32 protein-coding genes are annotated in these 21,796 nt (G+C 31.6%); 28 read left to right on the top strand and 4 right to left on the bottom strand.

Features of this window, described 5'->3' with window-relative positions:
* Nucleotides 1-23: 23 nt before the first annotated feature.
* Nucleotides 24-332: a hypothetical protein gene (locus BABL1_RS02110; RefSeq protein ID WP_023791791.1), complete on the bottom strand. Its 309-nt coding sequence runs from the start codon at nt 330-332 to the stop codon at nt 24-26.
* A 321-nt stretch (nt 333-653) separates the two neighbouring features.
* Nucleotides 654-860, bottom strand: a complete 207-nt coding sequence (locus tag BABL1_RS02105) for a hypothetical protein (RefSeq protein WP_023791790.1) — start codon at nt 858-860, stop codon at nt 654-656.
* 363 nt (nt 861-1,223) lie between these two features.
* Between BABL1_RS02105 and yidC the strand changes: the two genes are divergently transcribed.
* The 3 genes from yidC to BABL1_RS05240 are packed head-to-tail and all read left to right on the top strand — an operon-like array spanning nt 1,224 to nt 4,702.
* Entirely contained in the window at nt 1,224-2,774 is a 1,551-nt protein-coding gene (gene yidC, locus BABL1_RS05245) for a membrane protein insertase YidC (protein WP_023791787.1), read from the top strand.
* Nucleotides 2,771-3,370, top strand: a complete 600-nt coding sequence (gene recR / locus BABL1_RS02095; RefSeq protein ID WP_023791785.1) for a recombination mediator RecR — start codon at nt 2,771-2,773, stop codon at nt 3,368-3,370. Before yidC ends, recR begins: the two co-directional genes overlap by 4 nt.
* A gap of 27 nt (nt 3,371-3,397) precedes the next feature.
* Entirely contained in the window at nt 3,398-4,702 is a 1,305-nt protein-coding gene (locus BABL1_RS05240) for an aminopeptidase P N-terminal domain-containing protein (RefSeq protein ID WP_023791782.1), read from the top strand.
* Nucleotides 4,703-4,746: 44 nt separating this feature from the next.
* On the opposite strand, the gene BABL1_RS02085 is transcribed toward BABL1_RS05240, so the two are convergent.
* Entirely contained in the window at nt 4,747-6,387 is a 1,641-nt protein-coding gene (locus BABL1_RS02085; RefSeq protein WP_023791779.1) for a Na+/H+ antiporter NhaC family protein, read from the bottom strand.
* A gap of 138 nt (nt 6,388-6,525) precedes the next feature.
* Between BABL1_RS02085 and rplM the strand changes: the two genes are divergently transcribed.
* Nucleotides 6,526-6,954 (top strand): 50S ribosomal protein L13, encoded by a 429-nt coding sequence (gene rplM / locus BABL1_RS02080; protein ID WP_044601261.1) that lies wholly within the window; start codon nt 6,526-6,528, stop codon nt 6,952-6,954.
* Between the two features lie 50 nt (nt 6,955-7,004).
* Here rplM and BABL1_RS02075 read toward each other — a convergent pair whose 3' ends face one another.
* On the bottom strand, nt 7,005-8,177 hold the full coding sequence (locus tag BABL1_RS02075) for a M50 family metallopeptidase (RefSeq protein ID WP_023791774.1): 1,173 nt from the start codon (nt 8,175-8,177) through the stop codon (nt 7,005-7,007).
* 503 nt (nt 8,178-8,680) lie between these two features.
* Between BABL1_RS02075 and rpsL the strand changes: the two genes are divergently transcribed.
* The 24 genes from rpsL (at nt 8,681) to rplO (ending at nt 21,796) form a co-directional block, all read left to right on the top strand.
* On the top strand, nt 8,681-9,055 hold the full coding sequence (gene rpsL / locus BABL1_RS02070) for a 30S ribosomal protein S12 (RefSeq protein ID WP_023791771.1): 375 nt from the start codon (nt 8,681-8,683) through the stop codon (nt 9,053-9,055).
* Between the two features lie 11 nt (nt 9,056-9,066).
* Nucleotides 9,067-9,549 (top strand): 30S ribosomal protein S7, encoded by a 483-nt coding sequence (rpsG, locus tag BABL1_RS02065; protein WP_023791768.1) that lies wholly within the window; start codon nt 9,067-9,069, stop codon nt 9,547-9,549.
* 18 nt (nt 9,550-9,567) lie between these two features.
* Nucleotides 9,568-11,631, top strand: coding sequence for an elongation factor G (gene fusA, locus BABL1_RS02060; protein WP_023791765.1), 2,064 nt, complete (start codon nt 9,568-9,570; stop codon nt 11,629-11,631).
* A 65-nt stretch (nt 11,632-11,696) separates the two neighbouring features.
* Entirely contained in the window at nt 11,697-12,887 is a 1,191-nt protein-coding gene (gene tuf, locus BABL1_RS02055; protein ID WP_023791762.1) for an elongation factor Tu, read from the top strand.
* Nucleotides 12,888-12,900: 13 nt separating this feature from the next.
* Nucleotides 12,901-13,206 (top strand): 30S ribosomal protein S10, encoded by a 306-nt coding sequence (gene rpsJ, locus BABL1_RS02050; protein WP_023791760.1) that lies wholly within the window; start codon nt 12,901-12,903, stop codon nt 13,204-13,206.
* A 20-nt stretch (nt 13,207-13,226) separates the two neighbouring features.
* Nucleotides 13,227-13,856 (top strand): 50S ribosomal protein L3, encoded by a 630-nt coding sequence (gene rplC / locus BABL1_RS02045; RefSeq protein ID WP_023791757.1) that lies wholly within the window; start codon nt 13,227-13,229, stop codon nt 13,854-13,856.
* Nucleotides 13,849-14,490, top strand: a complete 642-nt coding sequence (gene rplD / locus BABL1_RS02040) for a 50S ribosomal protein L4 (RefSeq protein WP_023791755.1) — start codon at nt 13,849-13,851, stop codon at nt 14,488-14,490. Before rplC ends, rplD begins: the two co-directional genes overlap by 8 nt.
* Complete coding sequence (locus tag BABL1_RS02035; RefSeq protein ID WP_023791753.1) at nt 14,481-14,819, top strand: 50S ribosomal protein L23; 339 nt, start codon at nt 14,481-14,483, stop codon at nt 14,817-14,819. Before rplD ends, BABL1_RS02035 begins: the two co-directional genes overlap by 10 nt.
* A gap of 10 nt (nt 14,820-14,829) precedes the next feature.
* The gene (rplB, locus tag BABL1_RS02030) at nt 14,830-15,648 is read left to right on the top strand and encodes a 50S ribosomal protein L2 (RefSeq protein ID WP_023791750.1); all 819 of its coding nucleotides are present in this window, start codon (nt 14,830-14,832) and stop codon (nt 15,646-15,648) included.
* A 21-nt stretch (nt 15,649-15,669) separates the two neighbouring features.
* Nucleotides 15,670-15,954, top strand: a complete 285-nt coding sequence (gene rpsS, locus BABL1_RS02025) for a 30S ribosomal protein S19 (protein ID WP_023791747.1) — start codon at nt 15,670-15,672, stop codon at nt 15,952-15,954.
* Nucleotides 15,955-16,003: 49 nt separating this feature from the next.
* Nucleotides 16,004-16,339, top strand: coding sequence for a 50S ribosomal protein L22 (rplV, locus tag BABL1_RS02020; protein ID WP_023791744.1), 336 nt, complete (start codon nt 16,004-16,006; stop codon nt 16,337-16,339).
* 14 nt (nt 16,340-16,353) lie between these two features.
* Complete coding sequence (gene rpsC / locus BABL1_RS02015) at nt 16,354-16,992, top strand: 30S ribosomal protein S3 (protein WP_023791741.1); 639 nt, start codon at nt 16,354-16,356, stop codon at nt 16,990-16,992.
* 10 nt (nt 16,993-17,002) lie between these two features.
* Nucleotides 17,003-17,431, top strand: a complete 429-nt coding sequence (rplP, locus tag BABL1_RS02010) for a 50S ribosomal protein L16 (RefSeq protein ID WP_023791738.1) — start codon at nt 17,003-17,005, stop codon at nt 17,429-17,431.
* A gap of 19 nt (nt 17,432-17,450) precedes the next feature.
* Nucleotides 17,451-17,651 carry a 50S ribosomal protein L29 gene (gene rpmC / locus BABL1_RS02005; RefSeq protein ID WP_023791735.1) on the top strand — a complete coding sequence of 67 codons (201 nt, stop codon included), beginning with the start codon at nt 17,451-17,453 and terminating at the stop codon, nt 17,649-17,651.
* A 9-nt stretch (nt 17,652-17,660) separates the two neighbouring features.
* Nucleotides 17,661-17,936: a 30S ribosomal protein S17 gene (gene rpsQ / locus BABL1_RS02000; protein ID WP_023791732.1), complete on the top strand. Its 276-nt coding sequence runs from the start codon at nt 17,661-17,663 to the stop codon at nt 17,934-17,936.
* A gap of 15 nt (nt 17,937-17,951) precedes the next feature.
* Entirely contained in the window at nt 17,952-18,326 is a 375-nt protein-coding gene (rplN, locus tag BABL1_RS01995; protein WP_023791729.1) for a 50S ribosomal protein L14, read from the top strand.
* Nucleotides 18,327-18,343: 17 nt separating this feature from the next.
* Nucleotides 18,344-18,652 (top strand): 50S ribosomal protein L24, encoded by a 309-nt coding sequence (rplX, locus tag BABL1_RS01990; RefSeq protein WP_023791727.1) that lies wholly within the window; start codon nt 18,344-18,346, stop codon nt 18,650-18,652.
* 16 nt (nt 18,653-18,668) lie between these two features.
* The gene (gene rplE / locus BABL1_RS01985) at nt 18,669-19,235 is read left to right on the top strand and encodes a 50S ribosomal protein L5 (RefSeq protein WP_023791723.1); all 567 of its coding nucleotides are present in this window, start codon (nt 18,669-18,671) and stop codon (nt 19,233-19,235) included.
* 28 nt (nt 19,236-19,263) lie between these two features.
* Complete coding sequence (locus tag BABL1_RS01980; RefSeq protein WP_023791721.1) at nt 19,264-19,449, top strand: type Z 30S ribosomal protein S14; 186 nt, start codon at nt 19,264-19,266, stop codon at nt 19,447-19,449.
* 14 nt (nt 19,450-19,463) lie between these two features.
* Entirely contained in the window at nt 19,464-19,865 is a 402-nt protein-coding gene (gene rpsH / locus BABL1_RS01975) for a 30S ribosomal protein S8 (protein WP_023791719.1), read from the top strand.
* Nucleotides 19,866-19,883: 18 nt separating this feature from the next.
* Nucleotides 19,884-20,426: a 50S ribosomal protein L6 gene (locus BABL1_RS01970; RefSeq protein WP_023791717.1), complete on the top strand. Its 543-nt coding sequence runs from the start codon at nt 19,884-19,886 to the stop codon at nt 20,424-20,426.
* 44 nt (nt 20,427-20,470) lie between these two features.
* Entirely contained in the window at nt 20,471-20,806 is a 336-nt protein-coding gene (rplR, locus tag BABL1_RS01965; RefSeq protein WP_419480821.1) for a 50S ribosomal protein L18, read from the top strand.
* A gap of 48 nt (nt 20,807-20,854) precedes the next feature.
* The gene (rpsE, locus tag BABL1_RS01960; protein WP_023791712.1) at nt 20,855-21,349 is read left to right on the top strand and encodes a 30S ribosomal protein S5; all 495 of its coding nucleotides are present in this window, start codon (nt 20,855-20,857) and stop codon (nt 21,347-21,349) included.
* Between the two features lie 3 nt (nt 21,350-21,352).
* Nucleotides 21,353-21,796, top strand: coding sequence for a 50S ribosomal protein L15 (gene rplO, locus BABL1_RS01955; protein ID WP_023791709.1), 444 nt, complete (start codon nt 21,353-21,355; stop codon nt 21,794-21,796).

Raw genomic sequence — 21,796 nt, 5'->3', positions numbered from 1 at the left:
CCTCCTAATTTTTTATACTTTATTTATCTAGCTCTATATTGAATTGAATTTATTTGTGCTCTTCTGTTTTCCTCTTGCAAAAGTGCACGCCTTTCTTGTATTAATCTCAATTCTAATTCTCTTTCTCTTATATTTGAATAATTTGGTTGTTGAGGTGCTGTTTGTACGTATACATATTGTGGTTTATTTCTTTGCATCAATTTAGTGGTTATTATTCCTGATGCAAATCCAGTAAGAGCACCGGTTCCAAACCCTGTACCAAATTTGCTAGCATTTAAATTTGACGTTATGCACATTACTACTATTGCTAGTAAATATAATTTTTTTCTCATTTTTAACCTCCAATATACTAAATATTACTCTATTATTTTAATAATAATTTTTTTTATTGCGTATTTGCAATATTAAGCATATTATGATATTAAAAGTTGGTAATGATCAACAGATTTTTGAACTTAATAAAAATTATATAAATCAATAATATATATTTATACGACTAGTACTTGAAATATGAGCAGTATTTAAGTTTGACGCTACTGATTAATTATGAATATTTATTTAATTAAAATTTTAAGCATTATAAAGGTATTGTGATTTCATATCATTAAAATAAATAATAGTGGTATAAAAATACCACTATTATTTATTTCTTCTTAGTTGCAGCAACATTGCATTGCTTCTCTATCTTCTCTATCTACGCCCGGAATTACTATTCCTACTGTTTCAGTTGCCATATCAAAGGTTCCTGTTACTACACCACCGACTGTTCTAAATGTAGAACCTAACAACCCAAATACACTAGCTTGAGTAGAAGCGGTTCCTGAGATAACCAATAATAATGAAAGTAAAGCTTTTTTCATTATAAAATCCTTTCTTTATATTCCTTTTCTGTAATTTTATCCTATTTGCTATTATTAGCATAACAAATATTTGTTATATTTGTCAATAACTTATTTTTTATATTTTAAATTATGCATGTTGTTAATTTTAGTATAAACTATTTTTTTAAGAATCAAAAGGGTATCGTTTTATAATTTAGAAATTTTTATAAATATTTTAAAGCAGGTACTTTTGCAGTAACTAGCATAAACTTTGATTATATGTTATATTTTTCTTATTATGATAATAAATTCTAATAAATAAATAGAAAAAATTATTTCTATTTATTTATAAAAATAATTAAAAGTCTATTAATAATTTTAACATTAAAGTGAGGATATTTTATGATGAAACTTAAAGATTTTTTATTTCCAGTTGCGCTAGCATTGACTGTAACATGGGGATTGCAATATTTCTTTACAAAGCCGGAAAATCAGCAGGAAACCTGTAATACTTTAAATAGAAGTTTTGTAGCGCCTGCATCACAACAAATTGCTGAACCGCTTGATTTAGATGTAGATTTTTATGATTCTAAAGAACATAATTTAGACAAAGAAACAGAAGAAAAAATAACCAAGGTTGTAACTTCTTATGGAGAGCTAGATTTTTCTAGTAATGGAGCAGTTATTAAGCGTTTAGCTTATATTCGTAAATTGGATTCAAAAGAAGACATTATAGAGACTATGGTTCCAGAATCTTTAAAAGAAAGAGGAGGATTTTTAGTTGCATTGAATGGTCTTGGAAGTACACCATATTATTATAATCTTATAGATAGTAAGAAAGAGAATAATTTAAATATTTTAACTTATGAAGCTAAGTCTGATGTAGCAACTGTTATAAAGCAGTTTGTGATAAATGATTTTGTTCCTCAAATAGATATGATATTAACTATAGAACCTAAGAATAATTCTCATTTAAGAGCAAGAATATTTCTACCGGGACCTTTAGTAAATGATGCAGATAGTAACGATATTAATAAAGCGGTATTTTACTCCGAAGGTAATGCTTTGGAAAAGCGTCAATTAAAAGATTTAGAGAGATTTGGAAAAGAGAGTCCTTCTTTATTTGGACTTGAAGATCATTATTTTGTAAATGCTTTAATTAAAGATAGTGATAACTTTACAAAACGTGCTTATTTTAAAATAGAAGGAACTAATAAAGCTTCATCGATATATGAAAGTGCTTATATTAATGATAAGAAGACATGGAAATTATCTTTTTACTGTGGGCCTAAAGAACTTAAGTATTTTTCTCAGGTAGATAATAAATTAAATGATCTCCTTGAATATGGATGGTTTTCTTTTATAGCAAAACCTTTATTATATTTGCTTAACTTTATTTATAGTATATTTAAGAGTTATGGAGTAGCTATTATAATCATAACTATATTAAGCAGATTATTTCTTTTACCATTTACTTTTAAAGGTGAATCTAATAGACGTAAAAGTATAGAAATGCAAAAGAAGTTAAAATATATTGAGCAAGCTTATAAACATGATCCCGAAACATTAGCTAGAGAAAGATTAGAGATATTAAAAAAACATGGTGTAGGATTTCTTGGAATTTTACCAATGTTTGTACAAATACCCTTATTTATTGGGTTGAGTAAAGTATTAAATAATGCTATTGAACTTTATAAGACCCCATTTCTATGGATTCCTGATTTATCATCTAAAGATCCTTATTATGTATTGCCTGTATTGGTAGGGTTAGGTATAGCGTTACAAACTTCTCAAACTAATTCCAATGCTCAACAAAGATTAGTTGTATTATTAATGGCTGTTGTAGTAGCCGCGCTAAGCTCTAACTTTTCAGCAGGATTAGCACTTTATATAGCTGTAAGTACTTTGCTTGGAGTTCTTCAAACTTATCTTCAAAGAAAGTTTAAAATATGATAGAAAATAATCAGGTTCTGTTACTGTTCTTGAAGCAGTTACAAAAGATTCCTTATCTTGCTTCTAAAAATTTGTATTTAGTTGCACAATATTTTTTAGATCTTAAAGATCAAGATGTAGAACAGTTTTGTAATATTTTAAAAAGCTTAAAGCAAAATACCGAGAAATGTACAATTTGCTTTGTATGGAAAGAAGTAAATAAAGATTGTAGTTATTGTGTATCGCATAAGAGAAATAAAGATATTATTTGTGTAGTAGAAACTTGGCGAGATTTAATAGCTATAGAAAAAACAGGAGCTTACCAGGGACAGTATCACGTTCTTGGAGGTGCTATTTGTCCTTTAGATGGTATTAGCCCTCAAGATTTGACTATTAATCAGCTGATTAATAGAATTAATCATGATTGCAAAGAGGTAATTTTAGCTCTAAATCAAACTCCTGAAGGCGAAGCTACTGCTTCTTACATTGCTTCTAAAATAAAGAATGATGCTATAAAAGTTTCTTGTGTTGCAAGAGGATTGCCAGTAGGATCGGTTTTAGAGTCTATGGATCGGTTGACTGTATCTAAAGCACTTTCTGAAAGACGTCCTTTTTAAAATTTATAATAAATGTTAAGGCTAAATATGAACGAAAAATCAGAATTATCTCTATATAGTAGTAGAAGAGAAAGATTAATTAAACAAGTAAAAAGCAACTATCCTAATAAAAAGGGCTTAATATTATTATTTTCTAGTTTTGAAAATGAGCGCTATAAGTTTAGGCAGAATAGTAATTTTTATTATTACTCTGGTTTAGAAGAACCTGGTATAATTTTATCGCTAGATCTTTTAGGATCTCAGGTGATTTATATGCCAAAATATAAAGAAACTAAAGCAAAGTGGACTGAATCAGTATTGTCTGATTTTAATCAAAAGACTTTAGAACGTTTTAAAATTAAAGATATTAAATGTTTGGGACAAGCATGCAAAGGCTATAGTGTTGGTCCTGTTTGTCATAAAGAACAATATGATAATTTTATTGAAGAATTGAAAAATTATATATCGCAAGGTTATTCAATTTTTACCGTTTATAGTAAATCTACAGATCAATGTCTGGTTATTGATCAACTGTCTAATATTATGCCTGAATTTAAAGAAAATATAATAGATATTTCTGATATAGTTGCTAAAATGAGGCGTAAAAAAAGTTTAGAAGAAGCAGAAAAGATATATGATGCTGTAAATTGCACTATAGCGGCTCATGATATGGCGGCTAGAATTATTGGTGATGATAAGTATGAGTATGAAGTTCAAGCTGGTATAGAATTTATTTTTAGCCAAACCGGTGCCAGACCAGCCTTTCCATCAATAGTGGCTAGTGGTAAGAATGGGTTGATTTTGCATTATAATTCAAATTCTAGCAAGATTAACAATAATGATTTAGTTGTGGTAGATATAGGCGCAGAAATGAATTACTATTGTGCTGATATTACGCGAACTTATCCTGCTTCAGGTATGTTTACTAAACGCCAGAAAGAGCTATATAATATTGTTTTAGATACTCAGAAATATATAGAAGATTTGGCAAAACCAGGTTATTGGATTTGTAATAAAGATGAAGAAAATAAATCTCTTCAACATCTAGCTTACAAATTTTTAGATAAAAAGGGTTATGGTAAATATTTTACTCACGGCATAGGACATTTTCTTGGTATGGATGTTCATGATGTTGGTAATACTTTAGAACCTTTACAAGAAGGAGATGTATTTACTATAGAACCTGGTATTTATATTCCTGAAGAAAATATAGGTATAAGAATAGAAGATAATTATTGGTTATCTCCTGATGGATTAGTGTGCTTAAGTGAGCAATTGCCTAAAGAAGCTAATCAAGTAGAGGAACTTATGGCTCAAGGTCTTGACGATCAAGATGAAGAGTACGATGATTAATTAAAATTATTATATTCAATTTTTAAGATAGCCTGTAAAAAAGGCTATCTTTTTTTATATCTAATTTTTGAAGATAAAATAATTATTAGACTACTAAATATTATGCCTGATACTAAACTTATTAACGCTATTAAATTTTTATCTATATGATAATGTTTGGTAATGATACCAGTTATTGTTAAAGACAACATAGATGATATTATTGCAGGTATAACATAAGCAAGTTGCGTAATAAGATGATCTATATGATAAGATCCTGCACTAGTTGCGGCCATTACTGTTGAATCTGATATGGGTGAAATATGGCCTCCTGCAATAGCTCCTGAAATTAATGCGCCTATAACAGGATATATTAACGGAGCTTGATCTATTAAAATAGGTATTGGTAGATTAGTAAAGGTAACTGTTGCTGGTATTGATAAAGGCATCATAATGGCAATAGTTCCCCAAGCAGATCCTGTACTAGCAGATATAATTATAGAGGAAATAAATATCATTGCTGGTAATAATAATGCTGGAATCGTTTGAATTAGTAAGTTTGCTAGATATTGACCAGTTTGTAAATCTTGTTCTAAAATAGAACCTAAAGTCCAAGCTAATAATAGAACTATTAGTGAATTTTTCATGAGATTAAATCCACCTTGAATAGCTTGAATTAGTTCATTTGATGAAATTTTCTTATTGAGAATAAGATACAAAATGCTTATAGTTAAAGATAATATGCTGGCGATAAATAATGCTAAGAGTGGATTTGTATTGAGTATAGCATTGAAGAAAGTTTTTATTGGTGAATAAATAGACCAATTGCCTAAGTAAAGAAGAAATATTATAGTAAAAGATAAAAATGAGAAAATGGGTATTATAAAATCCCATATACTACCTGTACTTTTGCAGCTTTCTAATTTGACTTCTATAGGTTCTTTGTTATTAAATAAATTACCAGACTTTTCTGCTATTTCTTCTTGATCTTTCATAGGCCCAAAAGATAATTGCCGTCTTACGATTAACCACACATTTGCTATTAATATTATTGGGTAAAACATAAATAATATGGAATTTAAATATGCTTTAAATACATCTGATATTAGTAGCGTACTGCTTGTAATGTCTGAACTTATACCTGAAGTTTTTAGTTCGGTTAATATAAGAGCGGTCCAACTAGAAGCTGGAAATAAAACACAAAGAGGAGCGCTAAGCGCATCTAAAAGAAAAGCAAGTTTAGCTCTGGGGATCTTAAACTTATCAGTTAAGGGTCTTATTACACATCCTACTATTAAACTGTTGAGGTAGTCATCCAGAAATAACATGGATGATAAAATTAAAGAAGTCGTTTCAACATTTTTTTTGTTTTTTAATTTAGGCTCTATTAATTTACTATAAGCAGAAACACCACCTGTTATAGTTATTAAGGATATAATGATGCCTAAGCATATTAAAAATCCAAAAGTATATAGATGTGTAGGTGATTGATTTTGTAGAAATAGATTTTTTAAATGAGTTTGATCTAATAGTCTCTTTGTAATTAGACCTACGGCTTTAATTGGAGAAAAGTTTACGGCTATAAGACTTGCACTTAAAATGCCCATAATTAATGATAATATAACTTTTCTTGTAATAATTGCAGTACCAAGAACTATAACTGCTGGTATTATTACTAACCATGTATTTAACCATATACTTTGCATAAATTTATCTTATAAATAAAATAATTAAAAATTGACCTATCTTTACAATAATATTTTTTTAATATAAAATTATAGTATCATAAAAATCAAGCAAAATAAAGATAGTGCATAAGTTTTAATTAAGGTTTAACCATGGATATGAACAAAACGTTTTTTTTACGTAAAGAAGACTCTAAGCCAAAATGGCGTTTAATTGATGCTAAAGGTAAAATTGTTGGCCGTCTAGCAACTCATATAGCAGATGCTTTAAGAGGTAAAGATAAATCTATTTTTACTCATCATGCTGATGCTGGTGATTATATAGTAGTAATTAATGCTCAAGATTTAGTTTTTACTGGCAATAAATTTAAGCAAAAGGTTTATGAAAGATATACAGGATATATAGGTAACAAGAAATATACTACTGCTCAAGAATTGCTTGCTAAAAATCCTAGAGAAATAATGGAATTAGCAGTTAAAAGAATGCTTCCAAAAAATAAATTAGCTGCTAAATTATTAAAAAAATTGAAAGTATATGCAGGAGCTGAACATCCTCATTTTGCTCAAATTAATACGTCTTCAAGATAAGTTTGAAGTAATTAAAAAAAGGCTCCTAATTTAGGAGCCTTTTTTTAGTCTTATTTTTTGGATTCTACATTGGTAGGTAATTGTTCAGTTTTAGTTTTAAAGAAACGATTACCAAGCTTTAAAATATCTTTATAGGTAATATATATTACTAATAATATAACTGCTATCCAAGTAAAGTAGTGAATATTATATCTTAATCTATCTGAAAGTGGCTTGCCGGTTATTGCTTCGATTGTATAAAATAATGCTTGTCCTCCATCAAATATTGGAAGAGGAATTATATTAAGAACAGCCAGATTAATGCTTATAAAAGCCAACATGAAAATAAAAACCTTCCATCCAAGTCCTATAGATTGGCTTAATTGAGTTATTACTAATAGTGGGCCCCCTAATTGTTCTCTATTGCTGGATAAATTTTTAAGAGATTTCAGCATTTCGCTTATCATGTCCATAGTGCCTTTAAATCCTGCAATTAGAGCATTTTTCAGAGTCATTGGTTTTACAAGCCAATATGCCCCAATTTCCGGTCTTAATTCATTGCCAACCTTATGAGAAGCTATTTTAATATCTAAATTTTCTTCTTTGCCGTCTCTATTAACTTTTAATGTAACAGTTTTATCTATATATGGTGTGAGAAGTTTATTAAGATGTTTTATATTATCGATTTTTACGTTATTAACTGCAGTAATCTTATCATTAGACTTTAAGCCTGCTTTTTCAGCAGGAGAATTTTTACCAATTATGGATACTATTGCAGGATATTTATTGCATAATGAGCTTATGCAAGGAGATCCTAGGTAAAATAGTAAACTTAAGGCAAGATATGTAAAGATAAAATTAAATAATACACCACCAAATATAATTAACATCTTTTGCCAATAAGGTTTTTGGCTAAATGCTCTTGAGTTTTTATCATGAGCATGAGTTTGATCTCCTTGTCCTACTTCTTGAGCTCCTGCTATTTCAACGTATCCTCCTAAAGGAATTGCTGATATTGCAAAAACAGTATCGCCTATCTTTTTCTCAAATAATCTTGGACCAAAACCTATAGAAAATGATGGAGTATATACGTTAAATATTTTACAAAAAATGAAATGACCAAATTCATGAAATACAACTAATAGACATAGGCCTATAATTCCTAAAAATATCATTGGTAAATTATATAGAATTGATAGCAGATTGCTTCCTAAATTGGTGAATAAAGAAAGTATTAAATTCATGAATCTCCTCAGATTTTAAATTTTTTTAGTTTTTTACGGTTTAAGTATATATTAAGGGTCTATTTTGAGTAAGTCAATTTATACTGTATTAAACTGCCTTGTATTTTAATAAAATTAAATTTTTTATATGAGACTTTGTTTTTCAGCTTGAAATAATTGTAAAAATATATATAATATTAAATATAAAATGCTTAAGAACTTATATGTGAAAATTTTATTTTATTATAGTTTAAATATTCACGAAATTATTACTTATGTTTTTTCAATAGTTTTTTGTAAATGATATTATTCTTGCTTTACAATAAACTCTTTTTAAGATATGATATAACATATTGCTTAAAAATTAAATTGTAATAAAACTGGCTTTAGATATGATATTATAGATTTTTCTTCTATAATTTTAGAACTTCTTAAATTTAGCCTAATAAAAATGCAGCTTTAAGGTCCATAGTTTAAAAAATTAATTAAAATATAAATAAACAAATTAAATTATAGGATTTATTATGCCTACAATTAATCAACTTACTAAAAACGAACGTACAAAGCCAAAAATTAAAACTAAAAGTGCGGCTTTGAGATCTAATCCTCAAGTTAGAGGCGTTTGTACCCGTGTATTTACAACAACACCTAAAAAGCCTAACTCAGCTTTGCGTAAAGTTGCAAGAGTTAAGCTTTCAACAGGAATCGAAGTAACAGCTTATATTCCTGGAGAAGGCCATAATTTGCAAGAGCACTCTGTAGTTTTAGTCAGAGGTGGTAGAGTTAAAGATTTGCCGGGTGTTAAATATCATATAGTTCGCGGGGCTCTTGATTGTGCTGGAGTCGAAAATAGAAAACAAAGTCGTTCTCTTTACGGTACTGAGCGACCAAAGAAATAGGAGAATAAAATATGCCAAGACGTAAGTCAGTTAATTTTATCCGCGACGTTGGTGTTGATCCAAGATACGGATCAGAAACTGTCCAAAAATTAATTAATGTTATTATGTGGCGTGGTAAGAAAAACGCTGCTAGAAAAATAGTTTATGAATCATTAGATGTTATATCAAAAAAAGTTGGCGGTGATAAGAATAAATCACTTGAATTTTTCTTGAAAGCTCTAGATCAAATAATACCAACAATTGAAGTAAGAGCAAGAAGAGTTGGCGGTGGTGTATATCAAATTCCAATGGAAGTAAGATCTAATAGAGGTCGTGCTCTTGCAATGAGGTGGCTCATTTCTGCTGCTTCAAGTCGTTCTGATAAAACAATGGGAATTAGACTTGCAAATGAGCTTATTGAAGCACATGATGGCCGTGGTGCTGCTGTTAAAAAACGATTAGATGTTTATAAAATGGCAGAATCAAATAGAGCCTTTGCGCATTATGCATGGTAGGTTATGTAAAGGTTTGTGATGAGTAATTATTTAGAAAAATATCGTAATATAGGAATTGCAGCACATATTGATGCTGGAAAGACTACGGTAACTGAAAGAATACTTTTTTATACCGGTGTATCTCACAAAATTGGTGAAGTTCATGAAGGTGAAGCTACTATGGACTGGATGGAGCAAGAAAGAGAACGTGGTATAACCATTACATCTGCTGCTACAACTTGTACATGGAAAAATCATCAAATTAATATAATAGATACTCCAGGGCACGTTGATTTTACTATTGAAGTAGGTCGTTCATTGCGTGTACTTGACGGCGTAGTTGCGGTATTTTGCGGTGTTGGTGGTGTTCAGCCTCAATCTGAAACTGTTTGGAGACAAGCAAGTCGTTATAAAGTTCCTAGAATTATTTTTGTTAATAAATTAGATCGCATTGGAGCTGACTTCTTTAAAGTTTTAGATGATGTTAATTTAAAACTTAAAGGTAATGCTGTTGCAATGCAAATACCAGTAGGTCAATCTGATGAGTTTAAATCTATTATCGACATCCTTAAAGGGCAAATGGCTTTATTTAGTGAAGAAGATAGAGGTTTAACTGTTAAATGGGTTGATGTTCCTGAAGAATACAAAGATCAACTGCAAGAGCTAAAATCAAAAATAGTTGAAAAAGCAGCAGAGCTTGATGACAGTTTGGCTGAAAGATTTTTAAATGAAGAAGAGATCTCTGTAGATGAGATAAAGGCTGCTTTAAGAAAAGGTACTATAGAACGTAAGATAACTTTAGCGTTTTGTGGAACAGCTTTTAAAAATAAAGGTGTTCAGTTGCTTTTAGATGCTGTAACTGATTATCTGCCTTCTCCTTTAGATATTGCTGCTGTAGAGGGAATGGTTCCTGGAACTGATGTTGTTGAACAAAGATCTGCTAAACTTGATGAACCATTTTCTGGTTTAATTTTTAAGTTAATGACCGATCCTTTTGTAGGATCTTTAAACTTTATAAGAGTTTATTCAGGACGTATTACATCAGGTTCTTATGTTTATAACGCTACTAAAGGTTCTAAAGAACGTGTTAGTAGATTGCTTAAGATGCATGCTAATAAAAAAGAAGAAATCTCAGAACTTAGAGCAGGGGACATAGGAGCTATCGTAGGTATTAAGGATGCAACTACAGGGGATACACTTTGTGATGAAAATCATCCAATTATACTAGAAAAGATAGACGTTCCACCGCCGGTTATTTCTACATCCATTGAACCTAAGAATAAATCTGATTATGAGAAGTTAACCTTGTCTTTAAGAAAAATGATGCAGGAAGATCCTTCATTTCATTTTTCTTATGATAAAGAAACTAATCAAACAGTTATTAGCGGTATGGGTGAGTTACATTTAGAGATTATAGTAGATCGCTTAAAAAGAGAACATAAAATCGATGTTGCTCAAGGTAGACTTCAAGTTGCATTTAAAGAAACAATTCAAAAACCTGTTGAAATTGAAGGTAAATATATTAAGCAAACCGGTGGACGTGGTCAATATGGACACGTTTGGTTAAAGCTTGAACCGCTTTCAAGAGGAAAAGGTTATGAATTTGAAAATAAAATTGTAGGTGGATCTATACCAAGAGAGTTCATCCCTGCGGTTGAAAAAGGTCTTGATGAAGCTAAAAATACAGGTGTTCTAGGTGGCTATCCTACAGTAGATTTTAAAGCAGTATTATTTGATGGTTCTTATCATGATGTAGACTCTTCGGAACTCGCATTTAAGATGGCAGCAAGTATGGCTTTTAAATCAGGAATGGCACAGGCAGACCCTGTTCTTTTAGAACCTATAATGAAGGTTGAAGTTGAAACTCCTGAAGAATATATGGGAGACGTAATGGGTGATTTAAACTCTCGTAGAGGTAGAATTTTGGGTATGGATTCTAAGATTGGTAATAGTGTTATTACCTCAGAGGTTCCACTGGCTGAGATGTTTGGGTATGCAACTCAACTGCGTTCTATGAGTAAAGGTAGAGCTACTTATTCTATGGAATTTGAATGCTACCGTGAAGTTTCTAAATCTGCTCAGGAGCAACTGCTTAAGAAATAAATTTTTTAAAATTTATAAATTGTAAAGTAATAGTTAATAATTTAAATTGTTATCGGGAGATATCGATGGCAAAAGGTACATTCGAACGAAAAAAGCCACATTTAAATACTGGTACTATTGGTCACGTTGACCATGGTAAAACCACTTTGACTGCAGCAATTACTACTGTTCTTTCAAAACAGGGATTTGCTGAAGCAAGAAAATTTGATCAAATAGATAATGCTCCAGAAGAAAAAAAGCGTGGTATTACCATTGCTATTTCACACGTTGAGTATGAAACTACTAATCGTCACTACGCGCACGTTGACTGTCCAGGACATGCTGATTATGTTAAGAACATGATCACCGGTGCTGCTCAGATGGATGGTGCTATATTGGTAGTTTCAGCAGCAGATGGTGCGATGCCTCAAACTCGTGAACATATTCTTCTTGCAAAGAACGTAGGTGTTCCTGCAATAGTAGTTTTCTTGAATAAAGTAGATATGGTTGACGATCCTGATATGGTAGATATGGTTGAAGAAGAAATTAGAGATCTTCTTTCAAAATATGGATTCCCAGGAAATGAAATACCAGTAGTAAGAGGGTCAGCGCTAAAAGCTTTAAACGGCGACACTAGTGAAATAGGTTCTCAAGCTATATTAAAATTAATGGATGCTCTTGACTCATACATTCCTGAACCAGCTCGTGAAGTTGATAAACCATTCTTAATGGCTGTTGAAGGGGTTTTCTCTATTCCTGGACGTGGTACAGTAGCCACAGGAAGAATTGAACGCGGTAGAGTTAAAGTTGGTGAAGAAGTAGAACTAGTAGGGTTTGGTTCTAACCAAAAAACCGTTGTAACTGGTGTTGAAATGTTTAGAAAAGAACTTTCTGAAGGTCAAGCTGGAGATAACGTAGGTCTTTTACTTCGTGGTGTTAAGAAAGAAGAAATAGAAAGAGGACAAATATTAGCTAAGCCTGGAACAGTTACTCCACATAGAAAATTCAAATGTGAAGTATACGTTTTAAGCAAAGATGAAGGTGGTCGTCATAGTCCATTCTTCCAAGGCTATAGACCTCAGTTTTATTTCAGAACAACTGATGTAACTGGTGTAGTTAGCTTACCAGCTGGTCGTGAAATGGTAATGCCTGGTGATCATGTTTCCGTAAGTGTTGAATTAATTTCACCAATTGCGATGGAAAAAGATCAACGCTTTGCTATTCGTGAAGGCGGAAGAACCGTAGGTTCTGGTATTGTCACAGAAATTCTTGATTAGTGTGAGTTGATATATGAAAAAACAGAAAATTCGTTTAACGCTGAAATCCTACGATCATCAATTATTAGATAAAGCTGTTAAGCAAATTGTTCTAACTGTAAAAAGAACAGGTTCCCAAGTTGTGGGACCTGTACCTTTTCCTAATAAAAGGCGTTGCTTTACAGTACTTAGATCTCCTCATGTTGATAAGAAATCTAGAGAACAATTTGAATTAACCACACATCAACGTCTTTTAGACATTATTTCACCTTCTGATGCAACTATGGATGCTTTAATGAAGCTAAATATTTCATCTGGTGTAGATGTGGAAATTAAATAAGCTACAGGAAGGATCGATTGATGATGGAAGGTCTTTGGGGTAAGAAAATAGGTATGACTCAAGTTTTTTCTAGCGAGAAAAAAGTAGTTCCTGTTACTGCAATTGATATATCCAATTGGTATGTTACACAGATCAAAACTAAAGAAAAAGATGGTTATGATGCTGTACAATTAGGATGTATTAAAGATAGATATCAAGAACAAGAATATTCTCAAGACTGGTTAAAACACCCTCAAAAATATTTTAAAGCTTTGAAAGAAGTTAAATTAGGGTCTACCACAACTGATTATAGTTTAGGTAAAGTTGCTAATATTTCTGATATTTTATCAGAAGGGCAATATGTTGATATATTTGGAATCACTAAAGGTGCTGGATTTCAAGGTGTAGTTAAACGTCATGGTTTTGCGGGTGGACGTGCAAGTCACGGGGCGACTTTCGGTCGTTACCCTGGAGCATTGAGTCATATGAGAAGCCGTGGTCGTGTAATTAAAGGTAAAAAAATGCCTGGTCATATGGGTGTTGAACAACGAGTTATGAGAAACCTTGAAATAGTTAAAATAGAAACTGAAGCTAAAGTTGTTTTAGTTAAAGGATCAGTTCCAGGTAAATCAGGTTCGTTAGTGTTTGTTAGGAAGTCTAGACATGGCTAATATTAAAGCATCTGAATCAGAATTAAGTAAAGTTGTATCTGTAAATGATTTACAACTTGATAGTAATAATAAAGTTGAGATATCTAATGTAGGATATTCTCAATGTGTACGTGTACTTTTGCAAAATTGGCGTCAAGGTACTGTTGGATGTAAAGATAGATCTGAAGTATCTTATTCAACAAGAAAGCCATGGAAGCAAAAAGGGACAGGCCGAGCAAGAGCCGGTAGTTTAAAATCTCCATTATGGAGAAAAGGTGGTGTGACTTTTGGTCCACAACCAAGAACTAGAGTTTTAGAAGTCCCTAAGAAATTAAGAAATAAAGTATTTAGTTCTTTATTTTGGAATTTCTTAGAAAATCAAAATTTAATAAGTTTGAATTGGACTGTTGAAGAAAAACCAAAAACTTCTAGTGCATATAATGCTTTAAAAAATGCTAATTTGCATGATAAAAAAATAGTTTTATTTGTTTCTAAGGACGATTACTTAGTACATTCTTCATTTGCAAATATTCCAAATGTACGTATGTTACTTTATGATCAACCAAATGCATATGATTTATCATATGGTGATTGTTGGGTTCTTTTGAATAAAGATATAGACGCATTTAAAGAAATGGTTAGCTTATGGATTTAACTATTTACGACATAATTAAAGGTCAAAGAATTACAGAAAAAGCCTATAGATTAAATAAAGAATTGAAAAAGTTAGTATTAGATATTCATCCTCATGCTAATAAACCATGGGTTGCAGAAGCATTAAAGAAATTATTTAATGTAGAAGCTGAAAAAATAGCCATAGTTGTATCTAAAGGGAAGAATAAGAGAATTGGCCGTCATAAATTTAGATCTAATAATGGCAAAAAAGCCATTGTTACTTTAAGACAAGGTTACTCTGTTGATATGATGGATCTTCAAAATACTGAAATTCAAGAAGATATAGGCTCTCAGGTAGACAGAGAATAAGAGGTAGATTATGGCAATTATAACAAGAAAGCCCCGTAATGCTTCATTAAGATTTCAGACATATGTTGATACATCTGATATAACTACTACTACACCAGAACCTAGTTTGGTGTTTGGTCTTAAGAAAAAGGCTGGTAGAAATGCTTATGGTCGTATTACAGTTAGACATCAAGGTGGCGGAGCAAAAAGAAAATATCGTATAATAGATTTTAATCGATCCCAGAAAAATGTTCAGGGTAAGGTAGCTACTATAGAGTATGATCCTAATCGAAATGTTCGTATAGGTTTAGTAATTTATAGCAATGGATCTAAAAGATATATTTTGATGCCTAAAGGATTAAGTGTTGGTTCATCAGTATATTCTGCTGAGAATGCAGAGCCAAAAGTAGGTAATAGTCTTACATTACGTAATATACCTGTTGGTTTTATTATACACAATGTAGAGATTACACCTTTATCTGGAGGAAAATTTGCTCGTGGAGCAGGAACTTCTGTTCAGATAGTTGCTAAAGGCGATGAGTATGCTACACTAAAAATGCCATCTGGTGAAATCAGAATGATTCACTTAGATTGTTGGGCTACTGTAGGTGAATTATCTAATGCTGATTATAAAAATATTAGCATAGGTAAAGCAGGTAGAAAACGTAATATGGGAATTAGACCTACTGTAAGAGGTATGGCAATGAACCCTATAGATCACCCTCATGGTGGTGGTGAAGGACGATCCAAATCTGGTTCTCATCCAGTTAGTCCTTGGGGTAAAGGTGCTAAAGGTACTCGTACTAGAAAGCGTAAAAATCCTCGTATTTTAAAAAGAAGAAAAGCATAGATAAATCAATGAGAAATAGTTATGACTAGATCAGCTAAAAAAGGACCATTTGTTGATGAATCTCTTTTAAAGAAAGTGACTAGAGCTAAAGAAAGCAAGTCAAGAGAAGTAATCAAAACTTGGTCTAGAAGAAGTATGGTTATTCCAGATTTTGTTGGATTAACATTTGCTGTTCATGATGGCCGTAAGTTTGCACAAGTTTATGTAACTGAAAATATGGTTGGTCATAGATTAGGTGAATTTGCTCCAACAAGAACCTTTAGATTACATAGTGGACAGCGTAAAGCAGGCGCCGCTGGAAAATAATCTAAAATTTTTGTATAATGATTATTAGGGATAAATAAAGGTATTAAAAATGCAATTTATAGCAAAAGCGCGATATGTCTGGTATTCCCCTTATAAGCTTAGGCCTATAGCAGATGTTGTACGAGGTAAAGATGTTGTTTATGCCTTAAATTGGCTTACTACATATCGTACACAAAGAGCTGTTGCAATTAAAAAAGTTATTGAATCAGCTGCTGCAAATGCTAAAAATAATGGTAGTGTGGCTCTTGATCTTTTAAAGATTAAAGAAATTAGAATAGATCAAGGCCCGGTTCATCGTTATTTCAAGCCTGGAGCTATGGGACGTGCGACAGAACAGCGCAAAAGGTTATGTCATTTAAGTGTAATTTTAGAAACTAAAGCTTAATAAGTAGGTGAAATGTGGGACAAAAAGTTAATCCTATAGGATTTCGACTTGGTGTTTACCGTTCTTGGCCTTCTCGATGGTTTGCTCGTCGAGAAAATTATTCCAAGTTATTGCTCGAAGATATTAAAATTAGAAATTTCATTGAGAAAAATCTTGCTAATGCAGAAATTTCAAAAGTAGAAATTGAGCGTGCTGGAGATAATAATTTAAAAGTTATCGTTTATTCAGCAAGGCCGGGTATTGTTATTGGTAGAAAAGGTCAAGAAATAGATACTTTAAGAAGAGACCTATCTAAATTAATTAATAAAGCAAATGTTGAAGTCTCTGTTCAAGAAGTTAAACAACCTGAATTAGATGCGACAATCATTGCTAAAAGTATATCCGAGCAACTAGAAAAAAGAGGCAGTTTTAAAAAGGCTATGAAAAGAGCTGCTCTTGATGTAATGAAAAGTGGTGCCAAGGGTGTAAAAATCCGCTGTGCAGGCCGTTTAGGTGGAGCAGAAATAGCTCGTGATGAGTGGATTAGAGTAGGTTCTACACCTTTACATACTTTAAGATCAGATATTGATTATGGTTTTGTTGAAGCCCATACCACATATGGCGTTATAGGTATTAAAGTCTGGATTTGTCGTGGAGAATTCAAAATAACGTAAGAGATTAGCTATGTTAATGCCGAAAAAAATAAAATATCGTAAAGTTCAAAAGGGCCGTATGGCTGGTCTTTCCAAAGGAGCTCGTTCTTTAGAGTTTGGTGAATACGGCTTACAGGCTGTAGAACCATCTTGGGTTACTGCGCAGCAAATCGAAGCTGTTAGAGTGACTTTATCAAGAAAGCTTAAAAAAATTGGAAGACTATATATAAGGTTATTTCCTGATAAACCTGTTACTAAAAAACCTGCAGAAACACGTATGGGTAAAGGTAAGGGTAACGTTGAATTATGGGTATCTGTAGTAAAACGTGATAGAATTATGTTTGAAATAGCAGGCTTAGATGAAATGTCTGCTAAAGCAGCACTCAAAGCCGCTGCTTATAAGTTACCTATGAAAACAAGAATTATTAAAAAAGATTTAGTTCAAAATTCTGAAGACTAAATAAAACGATATAATTACTATGAATAAATTAAAAAATGAGTTAAAACAGCTTTCAATGCAAGAACTTGCTTCTAAAGTAGACGAATTAAGAAGAGAACTTTTTAGTTTACGTTTACAAGATATCAATACTTCTTTGAAAGATAAAACTCAATTTAAAAAGTTAAGAAGAGGAATTGCTTGCGCATTAACATATATGCAGCAAAAAGTTAATAAAAGTTAAAGGCAGCAAATGTCAGAAAATAAAGAAATAAAAACAAAATTTGTACTTACAGGCGAAGTTATTTCTGATAAAATGGATAAAACTGTAGTTGTACGTGTAGAACGTACATTTATGCATCCAAGATATCAGAAAATAATGCGTTCCTTTAAAAAATATAAAGTTCATGATGAGAATGAAAGTGCAAGATTAGGTGATATAGTTGAATTTTATGAAGGTCGTCCACTTTCAAAAACTAAATATATGTATCTTTCTCGTATTTTAAAATCTACTGATTTGTCTCACTAAAAATAGGATCTTCTTATGTTACAAAAAGAATCATACTTAGAAGTTGCCGATAATTCAGGTGCTCAATTATTACAATGTATTCATTTAGTAGGTAGCACCCGAAAAAGATATGCTTATATAGCAGACATTATAAAATGTGCTGTAAAAAAAGCAATTCCTGGTGGTCAGGTTAAAAAGGGAGACGTGGTAACTGCAGTAGTTGTAAGAGCACGTAAAGAAACCCGTCGTGCTGATGGTAGTTATATTCGTTTTGGTGATAATGCTGCTGTTATAATCAAATCAGTTGATGATATTACACCAGTAGGTTCACGTATATTTGGACCTATTGCAAGGGAATTACGCGCCAAGAATTTTGCAAAAATAATATCTTTAGCACCAGAAGTATTATAATTATAAGGAATAATATTATGATGCAAATAAAAAAAAATGACACTGTAATAGTCATTGCAGGTAAAGATAAATCAAAGCAAGGTACGGTTATTGCTATTTTACCTAAAAAAGGTCTTATAAAAGTTAAGGATGTAGCTTTAGCGACTAAGCATAAAAAAGCTAGACGTCAAGGTGAAGCTTCTCAAATTAAAAGAGAAGAAAGTTATATAAACATATCCAATGTTATGCTTTTATCAACAGATTCTAAGCCTTGTAGAGTAAATTTTAAGGTTAGTGAAGATGGTAAAAAAGCTCGTGTATGTAAACGTACAAATGAGATTTTGTGATTAATAAGGATTAATGATGAGTAAAAATGCATCTGATGTTGTAAAAAAATCTCGTTTAGAAGAGTTATATGTAAATAAACTCCGACCAGAATTACAAAAAAATTTGAATCTTTCTAATATAATGGAAGTTCCAAAATTAGATAAAATTGTGATAAACGTTGGTGTTAAAGAAGCGGTTGCAGATAGCCGTATTTTAAATACAGTTATTCAGACAATTGATAGTATTGCTGGTCAAAAGTCTGTTAAAACTTTGGCAAAGAAATCTATTGCTGGATTTAAGATTCGTGAAGATATGCCTATTGGTGTTAGAGTTACATTAAGACGCAAAAAAATGTACGATTTTTTAGACAAGTTAATAAATATAGCTTTACCTAAAGTTAGAGATTTTCAAGGTGTACCAACTAAGTTTGATGGCAGAGGTAATTATAATCTAGGTATAAAAGAATGGATTATTTTCCCTGAAGTTGACTCAAATATAGAAAAGACTTTTGGTTTAAATATAACTATTTGTATGACCGGAGGCAGTAATGCTAACTCTTACGAGTTGCTTAAAGTTTTTGGTATGCCGTTTAAACGAAATTAATTATTAAAAGTTATATAAAGGTTATATAATGGCTCGTAAAGCGTTAATAGAAAAAGCAAATAAAGTACCTAAATTTGCTGTTAGAAAACATAATAGATGCCAATTGTGTGGTCGTCCTAGAGGTTTTATACGCATGTTTCAGTTGTGTCGTCTTTGCTTTAGGGACCTTGCATTAAAAGGGTTCTTACCTGGTGTCAAAAAAACAAGTTGGTAATTTAAGGAATAAATATGTCAATTGATACAATAGGTAATTTTTTAACAATAATTCGCAATGGTGTAATGATATCAAAAAGAGATGTTTCAATGCCTTATTCTAAAATAAAGCATGAAATTGCTCAAATTTTGAAAGACGAAGGCTTTATTAAAGATGTTATTGTCGAAGAAGATAAAAATAACAAATCTTTTAAAAGATTAAAGCTGTTTCTTAAATATGCTTCTGGTGAATCTGTTATTCATGAAATAACTAGAATTAGTACGCCAGGATGCAGAGTTTATGAAAGTGTTTCTAAAGTCAAACCTGTAATAGGTGGGCTTGGTATTACTATATTAACTACCAGTAAAGGTTTAATGACCAACAAACAAGCTAAAAAACTTGCTGTTGGCGGCGAAATTATTTGTACAGTTTGGTAATTAAATTAAGGTAATATTATGTCAAAAATAGGAAGAAAGCCTATTGATATAGGCAATACCCAGGTTGAAGTTAAAGATAATAAAGTTTATTATAAAGGTAAGTTAGCTGAAGGCATTCATGAATTGCCGGAAATTTTAGTAGCAGACCTGAAAGATAAAAATTTATATTTGACTCCGAATCCTAAAAAAATAGTTAGAGATACTAATATGTTTTGGGGGCTTCATAGAGCTTTAGTTGCAAATAAAATCAAGGGCTCTGATTTAGGTTTTGAAAAAGTTTTAAGAATTAATGGATTAGGATATAAAGCTGTTTTAACAGGATCCAAAATTCAATTTTCTTTAGGCTATAGCCATAAAATAGATTTTGAATTGCCAAGTGAGGTAAAGTTAGAAATCGATAAGTCTGGTCAAGTTTTGACCTTTAAATCACCTCATAAAGATTTACTTGGTCAAGTATGTAGCAACGTAAGAGCTTTAAGGCCACCAGAACCATATAAAGGTACTGGTATTAAATATGAAACAGAAGTTATTTTACGTAAAATAGGTAAAAAAGCTAAATAAAAGCTAATAATTAGTGGAGCTAAACTGTGTCGCTAAGTAGAAAAATTGCTAATAGAACTCAATCTAGAGCATTAAGAGTTAGAAAAAAAATTAAGTTATCTGAGCATTTAAGAGTCTCAGTATTTAGAAGTTTAAATCAAATTTATGCTCAAGTTATTGATGATGCAAAAGGAACAACATTGACAAGCCATTCTTCTTTAGGGATCGAAAAATCTCAAGAAGGCAAGCAAGATGTTGCTCATAAAGTAGGTTTAGAACTTGCAAAAAAAGCATTAGGCCTAGGTATAAAAAAAGTGGTTTTTGATAGAGGTTCTTACCTATTTCACGGTAGAGTAAAATCTCTTGCTCAAGGATTAAGAGAAGGCGGCTTGGAATTATAAAGCATAAATTATACTATAAAATTATATTATAATTATACTGGGATTAATATGGCAGAAAAAACTAAAGAATATGTAGATAAAGTAGTTAGTGTCAATAGGGTTACCAAAGTGACTAAAGGTGGAAAAAGATTTTCTTTTTCTGCTTTTGTAGTCTCTGGAGATCAACAAGGCCGTGTAGGCATGGGTATTGGCAAGAGCAGAGAGGTATCTTCCGCTATAGCAAAAGCTACTGCTAAAGCAAGAAAAAGTATGATAGCTATCTCATTAAGAGATACTACCGTACCTTATAATGTTCTTGGTAAGCATGGAGCATCAAAAGTAATAATATGTTCTGCTTATAAAGGAACTGGGGTTATTGCTGGTGGCGTAATGCGAAAAGTTATGGAAGTTGTTGGAATTAAAGATGTTCTTGCAAAGTCATTAGGTTCTACTTGTGGTCTTAATGTAGTAAAAGCAACTTTTAATGCTTTATCTAAATGCAGATCAGCTGAATATTTGGCTAAGTTGCGAGGTAAAACTGTTAAGCAAATTACTAAGGAGTAATTGATGACAATGCTAAGTAATTTAACTAAAATAGTTAAAAAAAGAAAGACCGTTGGTAGAGGTGGAAGCCGTGGCGGAACTTCTGGTAAAGGTCATAAAGGGCAAAAAGCACGCTCAGGTGGTAAAATAGGAGCTTATTTTGAAGGCGGTCAAATGCCTTTAACTAGAAGGTTGCCAAAAAGAGGATTCTCTAATGCGCCTTTTAAAGTAACTTATAAAATTATAAATTTAGATATATTAGAAACTAAATTTGAAGCTGGTGATACTATTAATAGAGAAAGTCTTATCGAAAAAGGTTTGATTAAATCTAGAACTACACTGGTTAAAATTTTGGCTAAAGGTGAAATTAACAAGAAATTTATCATATATGCAGATGCATTTAGTGAATCTGCAAAAGAAGCTATATTGAATAAAGGCGGAGAGGTTAACGTAATTAAGGAGTCGTAG

The sequence above is a fragment of the Candidatus Babela massiliensis genome (assembly GCF_000513475.1).
Classification (GTDB): domain Bacteria; phylum Babelota; class Babeliae; order Babelales; family Babelaceae; genus Babela; species Babela massiliensis.
This window is presented reverse-complemented; position numbering and strand designations above follow the sequence as displayed.